This window comes from Flavobacterium sp. HBTb2-11-1 (genome assembly GCF_009826975.1).
Lineage (GTDB): Bacteria > Bacteroidota > Bacteroidia > Flavobacteriales > Flavobacteriaceae > Flavobacterium.
The window spans coordinates 489,988-505,625 of sequence record NZ_WUMO01000002.1; the positions used below are offsets into that span (position 1 = coordinate 489,988).

Annotated in this window: 13 protein-coding genes; 7 read left to right on the top strand and 6 right to left on the bottom strand. The window is 36.7% G+C overall.

The window, feature by feature from the left end:
* Nucleotides 1–52: 52 nt before the first annotated feature.
* Nucleotides 53–445, top strand: a complete 393-nt coding sequence (locus tag GR162_RS22235) for a chromate transporter (protein ID WP_237421308.1) — start codon at nucleotides 53–55, stop codon at nucleotides 443–445.
* Nucleotides 385–1,221 carry a chromate efflux transporter gene (gene chrA / locus GR162_RS07070; protein WP_237421309.1) on the top strand — a complete coding sequence of 279 codons (837 nt, stop codon included), beginning with the start codon at nucleotides 385–387 and terminating at the stop codon, nucleotides 1,219–1,221. The genes GR162_RS22235 and chrA overlap by 61 nt, the downstream gene beginning before the upstream one ends.
* A gap of 62 nt (nucleotides 1,222–1,283) precedes the next feature.
* On the opposite strand, the gene GR162_RS07075 is transcribed toward chrA, so the two are convergent.
* Complete coding sequence (locus GR162_RS07075) at nucleotides 1,284–2,306, bottom strand: LLM class flavin-dependent oxidoreductase (RefSeq protein ID WP_160781535.1); 1,023 nt, start codon at nucleotides 2,304–2,306, stop codon at nucleotides 1,284–1,286.
* 314 nt (nucleotides 2,307–2,620) lie between these two features.
* On the opposite strand from GR162_RS07075, the gene aspT reads away from it, so the two are divergent.
* From aspT to GR162_RS07095, 4 genes are read left to right on the top strand one after another with little or no spacing between them, the layout of a single operon-like run.
* Nucleotides 2,621–4,315, top strand: coding sequence for an aspartate-alanine antiporter (gene aspT / locus GR162_RS07080; protein ID WP_160781536.1), 1,695 nt, complete (start codon nucleotides 2,621–2,623; stop codon nucleotides 4,313–4,315).
* Nucleotides 4,316–4,350: 35 nt separating this feature from the next.
* Complete coding sequence (aspD, locus tag GR162_RS07085) at nucleotides 4,351–5,997, top strand: aspartate 4-decarboxylase (RefSeq protein WP_160781537.1); 1,647 nt, start codon at nucleotides 4,351–4,353, stop codon at nucleotides 5,995–5,997.
* A gap of 29 nt (nucleotides 5,998–6,026) precedes the next feature.
* The gene (locus GR162_RS07090) at nucleotides 6,027–7,076 is read left to right on the top strand and encodes a type II asparaginase (protein WP_160781538.1); all 1,050 of its coding nucleotides are present in this window, start codon (nucleotides 6,027–6,029) and stop codon (nucleotides 7,074–7,076) included.
* Nucleotides 7,077–7,093: 17 nt separating this feature from the next.
* The gene (locus tag GR162_RS07095) at nucleotides 7,094–8,287 is read left to right on the top strand and encodes a porin (protein WP_160781539.1); all 1,194 of its coding nucleotides are present in this window, start codon (nucleotides 7,094–7,096) and stop codon (nucleotides 8,285–8,287) included.
* A gap of 432 nt (nucleotides 8,288–8,719) precedes the next feature.
* On the opposite strand, the gene GR162_RS07100 is transcribed toward GR162_RS07095, so the two are convergent.
* The 4 genes from GR162_RS07100 to GR162_RS07115 are packed head-to-tail and all read right to left on the bottom strand — an operon-like array spanning nucleotide 8,720 to nucleotide 13,405.
* On the bottom strand, nucleotides 8,720–9,877 hold the full coding sequence (locus GR162_RS07100; protein WP_160781540.1) for an ABC transporter permease: 1,158 nt from the start codon (nucleotides 9,875–9,877) through the stop codon (nucleotides 8,720–8,722).
* Nucleotides 9,846–11,030: an ABC transporter permease gene (locus GR162_RS07105; RefSeq protein WP_160781541.1), complete on the bottom strand. Its 1,185-nt coding sequence runs from the start codon at nucleotides 11,028–11,030 to the stop codon at nucleotides 9,846–9,848. The genes GR162_RS07100 and GR162_RS07105 overlap by 32 nt, the downstream gene beginning before the upstream one ends.
* Nucleotides 11,030–12,016 (bottom strand): HlyD family secretion protein, encoded by a 987-nt coding sequence (locus GR162_RS07110; protein ID WP_160781542.1) that lies wholly within the window; start codon nucleotides 12,014–12,016, stop codon nucleotides 11,030–11,032. The genes GR162_RS07105 and GR162_RS07110 overlap by 1 nt, the downstream gene beginning before the upstream one ends.
* Nucleotides 12,017–13,405 carry a TolC family protein gene (locus GR162_RS07115; RefSeq protein WP_237421310.1) on the bottom strand — a complete coding sequence of 463 codons (1,389 nt, stop codon included), beginning with the start codon at nucleotides 13,403–13,405 and terminating at the stop codon, nucleotides 12,017–12,019.
* Between the two features lie 439 nt (nucleotides 13,406–13,844).
* On the opposite strand from GR162_RS07115, the gene GR162_RS07120 reads away from it, so the two are divergent.
* Nucleotides 13,845–14,525: a metal-dependent hydrolase gene (locus GR162_RS07120; RefSeq protein ID WP_160781544.1), complete on the top strand. Its 681-nt coding sequence runs from the start codon at nucleotides 13,845–13,847 to the stop codon at nucleotides 14,523–14,525.
* 156 nt (nucleotides 14,526–14,681) lie between these two features.
* Here GR162_RS07120 and GR162_RS07125 read toward each other — a convergent pair whose 3' ends face one another.
* Entirely contained in the window at nucleotides 14,682–15,518 is an 837-nt protein-coding gene (locus tag GR162_RS07125) for an alpha/beta fold hydrolase (RefSeq protein WP_160781545.1), read from the bottom strand.
* Nucleotides 15,519–15,638 lie beyond the last annotated feature (120 nt).

A 15,638-nucleotide genomic window follows, 5' to 3' on the forward strand; every position in this document is an offset into this window, starting at 1 on the left:
CTATTTAAACCCTCTATTTCGTTCTAGCTTTGTGTGTCTAAAGGAACTAATCATGAACGAAAAACCAAAATATACATTAAGAGCATTAATACTATATTTTTTAAAACTTGGCACAATTGGTTTTGGAGGACCAGTCGCGTTGGTTGGTTATATGTATAAGGATCTGGTAGAAAACAAAAAATGGATTTCCGATGAAGAATATAAAGAGGGTCTTGCATTAGCACAATTGGCTCCAGGTCCATTGGCAGCACAGCTTGGCATATATATAGGTTATGTTCATTACAATATTGTTGGAGCTACTTTAGCAGGTTTTGCTTTTATTGCCCCTTCGTTCTTTATGGTTTTAATTCTTGGAATAATCTATCAAGCTTATGGTGGATTGTTATGGATTCAGTCTGTTTTTTTTATGGAGTTAGTGCTGCCGTTATTGGAATCATCACTCTAAGTTCTTATAAACTTACCATAAAATCCATCGGAAAATTGAATCTAAATTCTTTTAAAGAAAAATGGATTTTATGGCTTTTCTTTCTCTCAGTCATCATAATAACTTACATCACAGAAAAAGAACATATTTTATTATTTGTGGCCGCAGGGCTTATTTATATGCTAATAAAGGCTCGCCCGTATTTTAAGATTGCCAAAACCACAAATGTTTTAATTCTTATTTCATCTGGCTTTTGGAATTATGAAAGTTCGACCTTAATGAAAATTGCCATTTTCTTTACTAAAGCCGGCGCTTTTGTATTTGGAAGCGGTCTCGCAATTGTTCCTTTTTTACATTCAGGAGTTGTCGTAGAAAACAAATGGCTAACAGAACAGCATTTTCTAGATTCGGTAGCTATAGCTATGATAACACCTGGACCAGTTGTCATAACTGTTGGTTTTATAGGATATTTGGTAAATGGTTTTTTAGGTGCTATAACTGCCGCATTAGCCACATTTTTGCCTTGTTATCTTTTTACTGTTGCATTGGCGCCATTTTTTAAGAAAATTGTAAACAACAAACCTGTTAAAGCATTTGTTGAAGGAATAACGGCTGCTGTAGTTGGAGCTTTGGTTGGTTCTGTCATTATTATTGCGAAAAGAAGCATTGTAGATGTTTCGACAATATTGATAGCTCTTGCAAGTATTCTTTCTTTAATTTATATCAAGAAAATTCAAGAGCCTTATATAATTTTAATCGCTGCTGTCTTAGGTGTATTAATTAAATTATCATTTTAATAAAAGTTCAATAAAAAAGCCCTCGTTTCATTAACAGAGGGCTTTTCTTTCTTTACAAAAACTCATCGCCAACCCAATGCAGGTGCAACGTGTTCTAATATAGACGACAAAATATGAACATTGTAATCTACGCCAATTGTATTAGGAATAGTCAGCAGCAATGTATCTGCTTCCTGAATTGCTTCGTCTTGAGCCAATTCTTCAATCAGTTTATCGGGTTCTGCGCTGTAGCTTTTCCCAAAGATTGCTCTTTTGTCTTGCTCGATATACCCAAAACTATCATTGCCTTTAGCTTGTCCGCCAAAGTAATATCTGTCCTGATCGTTCACAATCGCAAAAATCGAACGGCTAACAGAAACTCTCGCTTCACGCTGATGTCCTGCTTTTTTCCAAGCTTCTTTGTATAATCTTATCTGCTCTGCCTGCTGAATATGGAATGGTTTTCCATTTTCATCATATTTCAGCGTAGAACTCTGAAGATGCATGCCATTTTCTGCCGCCCAAATAGCAGTTGCATTAGAGGCCGCTCCCCACCAGATCCGTTCTCGTAGCCCTTCAGAATGTGGCTCTATGCGCAACAATCCAGGCGGATTTGGAAACATCGGATACGGATTTGGTTCTGCAAATCCTTCCCCATTCAATTTATCCAAAAATTCCAAAGCTTTTTTACGTCCCATATCGGCATCCGTTTCGCCTGCATCTGGTTCATAACCAAAGTAGCGCCATCCGTCGATAACTTGTTCTGGCGATCCTCGGCTTATTCCTAATTGTAAACGTCCTTCTGATATCAAATCGGCTGCTCCGGCATCTTCAACCATATACATCGGGTTTTCGTATCGCATATCGATTACGCCCGTTCCAATCTCTATTTTACTCGTCTTAGCTCCAACGGCTGAAAGCAGAGGAAAAGGCGAAGCCAACTGCTGTGCAAAATGATGCACTCGAAAGTAAGCGCCATCTATGCCTATTTCCTCAGCTGCAACAGCCAAATCAATAGATTGCAGTAATGTGTCTGCTGCGGTACGTGTTTTATATGACGGATGATTAGCCCAATGCCCAAATGATAAAAATCCTATTTTCTTCATAATGGCTTTTATTTTTTTATTCTCTCAAATATACGCATCACAACTGAGTAATGCTATACTTTAATTGATAATTACGTTGCAGATAAAATCTTAAAAATTGGCATATCTTTTCTAAAAAGCTCATCTTGATTATAAAAACATGTTTCAAGTTATAACTTGAAACATGTCTAGCTCTAATTTTATGCAATTATTCTGACTTTCTAATCTAATTTTGAGAGACTTAAATATCTGCCGTTAAAATCCCTTCTCATTTTTTTTCTGCCTTCCTGCGATTTTTATAATCACTTATTGACAATAACTAAAACAAATACTTTATGGATTGGATTATTACTACATTAAAAGATTATCCCGAACTAGCCATTTTTCTCACTTTATCTTTAGGATACTTTATAGGAAAATTTAAAATCGGAAGCTTTTCTTTAGGAACTGTAACTAGTGTTTTACTTGTTGGAGTCTTAATCGGACAATTAGATATTGTGATTTCTCCTAACGTAAAATCTGTATTTTTTCTAATGTTTCTTTTCGCTGTCGGATATAGCGTAGGACCGCAATTCTTTGGAGGTCTAAAAAAAGACGGACTGCCTCAAATGCTGTATGCAGCAGTAGTATGCGTTTTATGTCTGATTTGTCCTTATCTGGTAGGCAAAATTATGGGCTACGATATGGGACTGACCGCTGGTATGCTTGCAGGTTCACAAACCATATCTGCTGTTATTGGTGTGGCCTCAGATACGATCAATCAACTGAGTATTCCTGCTGATCAAAAAGCGGCTTTAATTAACAAAATCCCAGTTGCTTATGCTGTTACTTACATTTTCGGAACCGCTGGATCGGCTTGGCTACTGGCTTCTATTGGTCCAAAATTACTGGGCGGCAACTTAGTGGAAAAAGCAAAAGAACTTGAAATTCAGCTTGGAGGAGATGCCATTGGCGATGATCCGAGTATTGCCTCTGCTTATGACCGTGTAATATATAATGCCTATGAGATTGCGACACATTCTTATGCGTGTAATAAAACCGTTTCAGATGTTGAAAATGAGTTAGAAAGCAAAGGCAGACGGTTATTTATACAGCGAATCAGAAGAGGAAAAGAAATCATAGATGCTACACCAGATTTCATAATTAAAGAAAATGATGTAGTTGCTTTGGGCGGAAGAAGAGAATACATGATGAACTATGTGGCTGTAAATGAAAAAGAAGTTTTAGATATCGAGCTTCTTAATTTTCCAGTAGAAGTTTTAAGTGTCTTAATTGTAAAAAAAGAAGTGATAGACAAAACTCTTGCAGACTTGCGTCACGTAAAATACATGCATGGAGTTGTCATCAGATCACTAAAACGATCTGGAATCCAGATGCCTATATTGCCTAATACGGTGATGCAGAAAGGAGATATGATCGAATTAGTGGGCATCAAACGAGATGTAGATCAAGTTGCGGCACATATTGGCTATCCAGACCGTCCTACAAACTCAACTGATATGGCTTTTGTGGGTTTAGGAATAGTTCTAGGCGGATTACTAGGTGCATTGACCGTCAAAATTGGTGGAGTGCCAATAAGCCTAAGTACAAGCGGAGGTGCCTTAATATCTGGACTTTTCTTCGGATGGTTAAGAGGCCAGCATCCAACTTTTGGACGAATTCCAGAACCTGCTTTGTGGATTATGAATAATGTTGGATTAAACATTTTTATCGCAGTAGTGGGTATTACGGCAGGACCAAGTTTTATTGTCGGATTTCAAGAAGCTGGCTGGGGACTTTTCATCGCGGGCGCGGCTGCAACATCAATTCCGTTAATTCTTGGACTTCTAATCGGACGATATATTTTCAAATTCCACCCTATTATAAATTTAGGATGCGCTGCTGGTGCAAGAACTACTACAGCCGCGCTCGGAGCTTTGCAAGATGCCGTAAAAAGCAAAACACCTGCTTTGGGATATACCGTAACCTACGCTGTTGGCAATACGCTGCTCATAATATGGGGAGTCGTCATCATTTTAATCATGAGTTAATCAAATTTTATATAATCTCTAAAACAATTTAAATCATGGCAATTGATATTTCAAAAATAAAAACATCTCGAGAGGTAGAGAAAACACTTCAAACTTTAAGTCCGTTTGAAATTAAAAATGAATTAATCCATCTCGCAGAAGAAAGCGCTCTTAAATCGACAGCGATAACCCTTAATGCAGGAAGAGGAAACCCAAACTGGATTGCTACAGTTCCGAGAGAAGCTTTTTTCCTTTTCGGACAATTTGCATTGGAAGAATGTCGCAATGTTATGGAAGAACAAGGCATTTTAGCTGGTATTGTACAGAACAAAAGCGGAGTGGCTGCACGCTTTGAAACGTTTTTGGCTAAACACAAAGATACTCCTGCTGCATCACTTTTAGAAAAAACATATCATTATGGTGTCGACAAACATGATTTTGATGGTGATGCATGGATCCGTGAATGGATAGAAGCCGTAATCGGATTTAACTATCCTGTTCCTGACCGTATGCTAAGTCAAATAGAAGTTATTGTACACGACTATTTAGTGCAGGAAATGTGCGGTACAGGAAACGACAAAGGCAAATATGATATTTTTGCTGTTGAAGGAGGAACTGCGGCGATGTGTTATATTTTTGATTCCTTAATGCAAAACCATCTTACCGAACGTGGAGATAAAATAGCGCTCCTTACTCCTACTTTTACGCCTTATATTGAAATTCCGGAATTAGATCGATACAAATTTGATGTCGTTTACGTACAAGCAAGCGGAGTTGGCGAAAACGGATTCCATACTTGGCAATATCCAAATTCTGAATTGGACAAACTTAAAGATCCTGCAGTAAAAGTTGCCTTTGTGGTAAATCCGAGTAATCCGCCATCTTCTGCAATGAGCACTGAGACATTAAATTATATTGCAGATATTGTAAAAAATGATAATCCGGAATTGATGGTTATTACCGATGATGTTTATGGAACATTCGTTAATAATTTCAGGTCTTTAATGGCTATTATTCCTAATAATACGATTACGGTTTATTCCTATTCAAAATACTTCGGATGTACAGGCTGGAGACTTGGAACAATAGCAGTTCATCAAGACAATATATTCGATAAGAAAATTGCCAATTTAAGTCCCGCCCACAAAAAAGAACTGCATGAACGTTATGCCTCTCTTACGCTACAGCCCGAAAAAATCAAATTTATAGACAGACTGGTTGCCGATAGCCGTCAAGTGGCTCTAAATCATACTGCTGGGCTATCCTTACCTCAGCAATTTCAGATGATGCTTTTCTCAGCATTTTGTTTATTAGATGCTCAAGATGTTTATAAAACGCTTACGCAGTCTATTATTCACAAACGTCTTAACTTACTTTGGGAAGGATTAGAAGTTCCAATTCTAGAAGATCCGATGCGTGCTGGATATTATTCTGAAATTGATGTTATGGTAGCCGCAAAACACTTTTATGGAGACGATTTTGCCAATTGGCTGAAAACTAACTTCGAACCTGTTGATGTTCTGTTCCGTTTGGCAGAAAAAACTGCAATCGTGTTATTAAACGGCGGCGGTTTTGCAGGTCCTGAATGGAGCATTAGAGTTTCTCTTGCCAATCTTCCAACTGATAGTTATCTGATTCTTGGAAAAAATATCCGTAAAATTTTATTGGAATATGTAACCAGCTGGGAAAACTCAAAAAAATAATGGAATTCTAAAATATAAACATTTGATCTATGAAAAATCTATTTACTTTATTATTATCGGTTTTATTAGTAACAGGTATTTATGCTCAAAAATTACCTAGAATCAAAATACTTGCAACTGGAGGAACAATTGCGGGCCAAGGTGCATCTGCAGATCGTTCTGCTTATACCGCGGGACAATTACCGATAAAAGATTTAATCGCAGCAGTTCCAGGAATTGACAAAGTTGCAGAAATTTCAGGAGAACAGATCTCAAATGTAGGAAGTCAGGACATGACTGTAGACATTTGGATTAAGCTGAATAAAAGAATCAACGAGATTTATAAAAATAATGAAGCTGACGGAATCGTAATCACGCACGGAACAGATACTCAGGAGGAAACCGCTTATTTTTTATCGCTGACAGTACGATATGACAAACCTGTAATTATTACTGGTTCTATGCGACCAGCGACAGCCATCAGCGCAGACGGCCCAAAGAATTTGTATGATGCAGTAACTCTCGCAGCCTCAAAACAAGCAGCACATAGTGGCGTTTTATTGGTATTTAACGAATACATTTTTACAGGAAGAAGTGCCGTAAAAACCAGTACGACGCACTTAAACGCGTTTACAGCGCCAAACAATGGTCCAATCGGGCAGGTTTATGACGGAAAAGTCATTCTTTATGAAACTCCGGTAAGAAAAGCCAATAAAAATACTCCGTTTGATATTACAGGTTTAACCACTTTGCCTGAAGTCGCAGTTGTCGAATTATATGCCGATGCGCCTGCAACTGCAATTAATGCTTACGTAGCGTCTGGAGTAAAAGGAATTGTAACTGGCGGTTTGGGTAACGGAAATCTAAATAAAGTAAATTCAGATGCTGCGGCAAGCGCTGTTAAAAAAGGAATTGCCGTTGCAAGAGCATCTAGAGTACCGTCTGGAAGAGTCACTTTATTTGACGAAACCGATGACCAAAAGCTTGGAACAATTGTCAGCGATGATTTGATTCCGCAGAAAGCACGAATTTTATTAATGTTGGGCCTTACACAAACAAGCGATAGCAAAAAACTGCAGGAGTATTTCTTTGAGTATTAAACTTGAAATTGTAAATTATGCGTGTCTTAACTTCAATAATTTTGGGCGTTTTTTTGGCTTCAAGTGTTTACGCACAGCAAGAAAAACAGACTGATACGGTCCTAAATCATAAAACACCACTAATAAAAGCAACAAAAGTTGATTTACTCAATAATGTTGATTTAATTTTCAATACTCAAGTAGGTTTTAACACCTATTTTGATGACGGAAATTACACTGGCAGTAAATTTGAAGTAAATCAGTTTAGATTGGAAATAAAAGGAAAAGTGTATAAGGACAAAGTTTTTTTTAGGTTTCGAGACCGATATACTAAAGAAACTGAACCGCAATCTACCGATAACATCAGCAGTTCTACTGACTTGGCTTTTATTGGTTATAATATATCCAACAGAACAAGTATTGCAATTGGAAAAATGACGGCTAACTGGGGTGGTTATGAATTTGATATGAACCCTATTGACATCTATCAATACAATGACATTGTCGATAATTCGGATAACTTTCTAACAGGAGTTCAGGTAAACTGGAAATTGAATGCCAACCATGTCTTTTCGGGACAGATCTTAAATTCAAGAACCAAAACTTTTTCTGAGTTATATCAAAATGTGCCAGATGTAGAAGAAGCAAAATTTCCGGCTGCCTATGTTGGAAACTGGAACGGAAGTTTTTTAGGCGGAAAATTCAAAACGATATACAGTTTCAGTATTTTTCAGGAAGCCACAAAAAATGGAAGGCCGGTAAACATGTATTATACGGCGTTAGGAAATCAATTTCGAAGCAAAAAATGGCTTTTTCAATATGATTTCAAATGGAGCAGTGAAGATCTAGACCGAACAGGAGTGGTTAGTACTATTATTCCAGATACTGTTTTGGATCATGCTGCAGAAAATGTATATTATCTGGAACATTGGCTAAGAACCGTTTATTCTCTAAATGAGCAATGGAAACTTACCGTTATCGGAATGACAAGTAAAGCTTCATGGAAAGAGATTCCCGATCCTGCTGTAAGCTCGAACCGAATTCGTACCGCATACGGCATTATTCCAACAGTGGAATTTTATCCGATTAAAAACTTCAACTTAAAGTTTTTTGCCACATATGTCCAGCGATTCTATAATTACAGCGATTACGCTAAAACAGATTTAGGACAATCGAATACCACAAGCGGAAGAATTATGCTTGGCGTAATTTCGCCTTTAGTGGTATTGTAATGTATTTGTCAAGTAACTGACCCAATAGAAATGCTGGAATAAATCATACAAACATGGTTTATTCCAGCATTTTATTTTATTTTTCTCTCGCAGATTTGGCAGATTGAGCAGATTAAAGAATTATTAATAATTAAAAACTTTCTAAGTAGAGCTTCTTTATAAATAGCTTCCAGCTTCAGCTAGAGGTTTTTAATTTTCATAAGAATAAGGCTTTAGCCAAATGAGATATTTTTGGCTAAAGCCATTTTGAATAACTTCATATAAACTCCAGCTAAAGCTGGAGCCAATTCAAACTAATAACTGATTTATTCGTATATCATCCGTAACCCAATGGTAAAACACGGGCTATGTTTGAATATATGCATGCAAGCAAAAAAATATGCATATCGATAATTAGGCCACACTCATAACTCATAACTCATAACTCATAACTCATAATTTACCCGCCAAATATCTTAAACGAACAAAACAAATTGTACTATAAAAAGCAAAAAGCAATATAAGATGCAATAAAACAGACGGATTGTCCCATAAACTGACACCCGATTGTACGATGGCCGTATACAAAACAATAAAAGGCGTTGTCGGCAAAAGGTTGGACAGCCACTGCAATACCAGCGGAAGCGATTCAAACGGCCAACTGTACCCCGTAATCAAGAAAATCGGATAAGTCGAGAAAGCCATCATCTGGAGGCAAAGCAATTGCGATTTGAACAAAGAACCAATAAACTGCGCCATCGGAATTAAAGTAATAATAAACAAAAGCATCAATACACTCAATTCGAATCCGTTGCCTCTCATGGGTAAATTAAGCAATTTGTAATTTACATTTAAAAAGAAAAACCCATACGAAGAAAAGAGAATCAGATAAAACAATCCTTTTCCCCAAATGCCATTAGAAATGCCAGAACCCAACCATTCTCCTAAACGAGAACGCTGACGCTCTCCTGCAACACTTTCGGATAGACCAATCAGTAAGGTCTGCTGTAAAATCAGGGCTAATAATCCAGGCAGCAAAAAGGCTCCATAACTTGATCTTTCATTGAATAACGGACGATAATCTAAATTTACAGGCATCACATTTTCCATAGCAATAGTAGTGCTCATGCCTTCTTTTTTTTGATAATACTGAAGCCTCACTCCCGCTCCAACCGTAAGACATATCTGTTGGACATTTAGTAGGAGATCGCTCGAGGGAAGAAACCTTGCAGCATTGATTGCCAACACAACATTACTTTGTTTTAAACTCAGCAAATTGGCTTCTGTTCCTTCTGGAATATAAAAATAACCTTGGCAATTGCCTTGATACATCTGCTCTTTTGCCTGTTCTAGATTAGAAAAATGAATGAGTTCTACTATCGGAGAATCGTCGATATTTTGCTGCAGCAAACGGGATAATCTAGAGTTATCGTCATCGACAACAGCCAATTTCACATCAAATTCTTCTTTATTGATATAAATGCTTCCGTAAAAAAAAGCATAAAGCAATGGAGCAATAAGAAGCGTAAGCAGTAAACTATGATCTTTTACTACCTGCGAAGCTTCTCTCAAAAAAAGACTAATCAGCGATTGTTGCGGTTTCTTTTTCATTTTTAATCGAATTAAATTGACGTTTGAACAACAACATAGCTGTCGGATACATTACCACACAGAACAATAAAAGTTTGGAAAAATCTCCTAAAGCATATTTCAAAGGCAGATTCATATAATACACTTTGAAAAATCCATCCAAAAATGAGGTATAAGGCATAATAAGTGCATAGTATTGGTCGTACCAAGGCATTGCCCATCTCGGAAAAGTAAATCCGCTGAACACAAAAGCGGGTGAAGTATAGAAAAGGGCAACATCTCCCGAAAGCATCACGTCTTTAAACAAAGCCGATATAAACATGCCAATGCCAATACAGGCTAAAGAAAGCAATGTATAGATAATGAAAAACTTACCTGTTGCTGCAGAAACACCAATATCAAAAAAAGGAAATATGACACCTACAATGATGATAAAATTAATCCAGCTGATGGCAAGATGCGCTATTGTTTTTCCTGCAATAGCAATTACAACAGAGCGTTCTGAAGAATCATATAGTCCATGCATTGTTTCTGTCACCCATTCGTAATTTAAAGCCAGCATAGAACCAATAATCAGAATCATCTGCATGCCGACAGTTATTAATCCCGGAACCAAATATTCCTGATAATTATAAGTTGGATTATAAAGCTGATAGGTATTTAAACTTATTGGGTTGGCAATCGCCATTGCTTGGTCTGGTTTCATTCCTGTTTTTACCAGCTTCTGCAAAATTACGCCTGTGCTTCCTGTAATAACAACTTCGGCAACAGCTTTATAAACCAATTTGGCAGGAACAAGCGCGGCAGCGTTAGTATACAAAGTCACTGTACTGGGATGTCTGCTGTAAATATTCTTCTGGAGATTTGCAGGAAAATGTATGGCTCCTAAGATTTTACCTTCTTGTATCAGTTTTTTTACTTCGGCTTCACTGCTTACCCTTCTAGTAATTTGCAAGGCTTCTTTTTGTTGCAATAAAAAAAGCAATTCGCGGCTAACAGGACTTTGATCTTCATCCCAAACCGCAAATGCCAAATTTTTAGCCTCCTGCTTCTGATATATAAGAGCATAAAAGAAAAACAAAGCTACAGGAACCACAAGCATTACCAAGTAAAACACTTTTAAACTCAGAATGCGCTTCCACTCCCTAACGATTATGTTTTTGATAGCATTCATTAAGGAAGAATTAAAGAAGCCGTCATTCCAGAACGAAGTCCTTTTATCTGTGAAAGGTTTTCAGGCTTTAGTTCTATGGTAAAAGTTCTCAGTTCAAATTCTCCTTTGTCTTTTGACGGAACCCAATTGGCAAATTCCAATGTAGGCGCAATAGAATGTACCGTAGCGCTAAACGTTTCAGGTTCGCAGCCTGGAACTTTAACCGATACTTTGCTTCCTACCTTTAGCAGATTTGATTTATCTTGTCTGATATTAAACTTAATTATAGTCGAATTTTTCTTCTCTATCGTCATAATCGGATAACCGATCGAAATAATTTCGCCCTGATGCGTTACCAAACTCGAAATAACTCCATCTGCTGGCGCATAAACTCTTGTATTATCTCCAAGTGCTTTAGTCAACTCATAAGCTTGTTCTGCTTGTTTTACAATTGCATTTGCGGTTTTTAGCAATTCAGGTCTTGTACCATTTTTAAGCATTTGCAGATTTAACTGAGCGGTTTCCATTTCCTTTTTCGCCGCTTGAAACTTAAAATAGAAAACATCTTTTTCCTGTCCCGATATCACATCTTCCTTGTACAATCGTTCCATGCGGTCATAAGTATTGCTAAACAATTTATATTGCTCCTGACTGATTTGATACAATTTAGAAGTGGCTTCAATCAGTTCTGGCCTTGCTCCTTGAGTGAGCAGTTCCTGCTGCCCTTTTGCCGCATCAATTGCTGAAAGAGCCTGCGCCTTTATTGCGTTTATTTCGTTAGATCGAAGTACAGCCAGCAATTGTCCTGTTTTTACGGTATCACCTTGTTTTACAAGCAATGAATCTAATCTTCCTGGAAATTCTGCCGCTACATCAACACTTGATGCATCGACCATTCCTATGAAATTATTTTCTTCGTTATTATCTTTTAAGAAAAAAATCAATCCTGCTATTACTACAAAGATCGGAATGATCAGCGCCCAGTAGTTTTTAAATATCTCTTTCATCTATTTAATAAATTGCGTTATTTGACTTGGATTTCCTAAGCTATTAAAATATTCGGCTAATGCTAGATAGTATCCTAATACAGCGGTATAATATCCTTTTTCAATTTCCGTTTCTACCAATAAAGCATCATTCACGTCTTTTGGCGATGACAGCTGATTGTTCATTCTTTTGGTAATTAAACTGCTTGTCGTAGCGGCTTCTTTTCTGGCTGCATCCATGGCATCAACATCGTTTTGAAGAGAACTCATTTTATTCTTAGCTACTCTCGACTGCACTTGAAGCATTAAACTCGAATTCTCCTCTCCTAACTTGGCCTCTTCTATCAGCTGTTTCGCGGCCAGAGTTTTTTTGCTTGTCTGTCCGTTATACAAAGTCCATTGCAATTCCAACCCCACAAACCAATCTGGAATAGAAACCGGTAAATCTTTCTGATATAAGTTGTAGTTCCCTATCGCAAAAATATTAGGCAAAGCCATTGATTTGCTGATTTTTTCAGCAGTTTCTGCGTACGTAATTTTGTTGTTTGCAATTCTGTAAACCGGATTTGTAAGCCAGTAATCCTTAACAGGCTTCTCTAAATTCACTGCATTGTATCTCAAGGTGTCTGAAATTACTATTTCGGTATTAAGATCAACTCCCATAAGCTTATTCAGTTCAAGATGGGCATTTTGTTTTTCCAACTTAATATTGTTGTATTGGCTTTGCGCTTGAATTAAGACCACATTCGTCCAGTTCTTCTGGTAAGGAGGCAGTATTTTATTTTTTACTAGCTCTTCTGCGTAATTTTTATTTTTATCTAAAGCATTTACAATCTGTTCCTGTTTTTTAATTAAAGAATTGAGGTATAATATTCTGATGTATTGAATTGCAATCAAAAAATCAACTTCTTTTCCAGCAATCTCTACACCAATATCTGCTGAATTGACAACGGATTGAGCCAAATCAATGCTGGAATTTATTTTATTTCCTAAAAAAATAGGCTGACGAACTCCTACTCCTGCAATAAAATAGGACTGCTTGCTTAAACTAGGATTGTAATCTGGGTAAATCCCGCTAATCACTTTTTTTGAAGCATCGTAAATACGGTCTTGTGCCGCCTGAGACAAATTGCCACCTGTAATTTCATGATAAATTTCGTTGGCGGTATTTACGCTCTGCTGTGATGAACCTTCGACAATTCCATCTTTGACCGTCTGTAGATTTATAGTAAGCGGATTGCCTAAATACGAATAGCTCGACAAAAGATCGACCTTAGGAAGATACCCTTTCTTCTCGGCCTGAAGATTGTATTCGCCTGTTAATAATGCAGATCTGGCCTGTTTTATAGTAATATTATTTTGTTTGGCTATAGAAAAACATTCTTCAAGAGAAGTAGTTTGTGCTTTCATATTCAGACAGTAGAATAGAAAACAACACAAAATAAAAGGCTTTAAGAAATTTAGTTTTACGTGCATCTATATAATATTCTTAGAATTGAAATTACTTTTAACCAGCGACTTCTTTTTTGCTGTTTCATTAAAAACAGCTTGATACAATAGAAATGAGATAAAAACTTTAAAAATGCGCTGCTTACGTAAATATTGGGGTTTCTTAACTAAACAGCAAACGAAAAAACATATCAATCAGAACATACATAAACCAATGTCCCAACTAGTTAAAGATAAGATTTTATTTAATAAGTTCCTCTTAATTTTTGGAAAATCAGACAACTTTATTTTGTTATTTCTGTATTTCTCCTGAATCACATTTAAAAAAATCAGTTTTTCCAAGCTGGCATATTTCTTGAAAAAATATTCCTCATTATTAACTGATTTAAAACTATTTACCATGAAAATTACGTACTACGGACATTCGTGTTTTTCTGTTTATGCCAACGGAAAACACCTTCTTTTTGATCCTTTTATTACGCCAAACGAATTAGCCAAAGAGGTTGATGTTGATGCTATAAAAGCAGATTACATTTTTATTTCACATGCACATTATGACCATATCTTAGACGTTGAACGAATCGCAAAAAATACAGGCGCAAAAGTGCTCGGAAATTTTGAAATCTATAACTGGCTATTGAAAAACGGAATCGAAAACGCACATCCCATCAATCCAGGCGGCAAATTTGATTTTGATTTTGGAACTGTAAAATGTGTGGTAGCACAACATCCTAGCAGTTTTATGGACGGCTCTTATGGAGGCATCGCCTGTGGTTTTGTGCTTACAACCTCTGATGGCAATTTTTATTACAGTGGCGATACGGCTTTGACTTTAGATATGCAGCTCATTCCTAAATTTACTAAACTTGACTTTGCTGTTTTTCCCATAGGTGACGGACTCACAATGGGAATTGAAGAAGCCATCGAAGCTTCTAAACTTGTCGGAGTGAACAAAATATTAGGCGTTCATTATGATACTTTCGGTTTTATTGTTATGGACCATCAAAAAGCTTTGGATGCGTTTAAGGATGCTTCTCTTCAATTGTTTCTTCCTAAAATAAACAGTACTATAGAAATCTAAATTGTAGATTTTCTTTTGCTATATTTCGCTAAAAGCCAGCTTTTAGCGAAATATCATCATGTCTATTATCAAAAGAAAAAAACTTTAAAACTTTTATATAAAAAAAAGGAATAGCTACCGGCACTATTCCTTTTCGTAATTATGTTCTATTTGAAATTAAGTGTATTCTACAAAATTAATGATGTACTGCGCTGTAAGCTCAGGATATTGATGCTGTGGTCCATGTCCTGTTGCCGAATATACTATTATTTGCGCATTTGTCATTTGATTAACATACGAATACCAATTCTCTACAGCAAAACTAATATCATGATCGCCAGAAATAATCAAAATCGGTGTTTTTATCTTTTTAAGCTGTTCTCTGAAATTAAGTGGATCATCTCTAAAAGTGTCTCCTCCTCCAAAATACAACTGAAAAACATCCATAGTAGAAGGGATTTTTTCTACGTCTATTCTTTTGTGAATTCTATAATGCGAAGCTTTTGCTGCCAATCTGCTAGATTCTGATTTTGGTTCGAAAAACAAAACAATTTCATCCTCAAAATCGTTTACTGGTTTTAGCGCCGCATCAAAAAATGCCTGTTCTATAGGAATCTCATTTTTCCCCGGCGGATTTGTTCCGACTAAAACAGCGTGTGTCACCAGATTAGGATATAGTAAAGTTGCTGTCTGCGCTACCAATCCGCCATAAGACCATCCTAAAACAATAACTGAATCTAGCTTTAAGAAATCAGCTAGATCTTTGACATCTTTGGCTACAACAGTAATATCAGGAGCCAGACTTCCTGTAGAAGAACCAATTCCAGAATAATCAAATACGATAACGTTGAATTTTTCTGCCATTTTTGCCACAAACAGCGGATCCCACGTATCTAACGTTCCTCTAAAACGGTTTACAAAAATTATTGCCTTTCCTTTTCCATACGAGCGATAAGCAATGGTACGATCACCTAATTCTGCGAAACTTGTTTCTGTGTCATAAATTTTTTCCATAATTATAATTTAAAGATTGAAACCCATATTTGAGGGAGACAAAGATTAAACCAAAACGCAGAGCCTTTAAAATAAAGGATTTACTAGAGTTTTTTTTGCTTGAACTTATGATATTTCAAG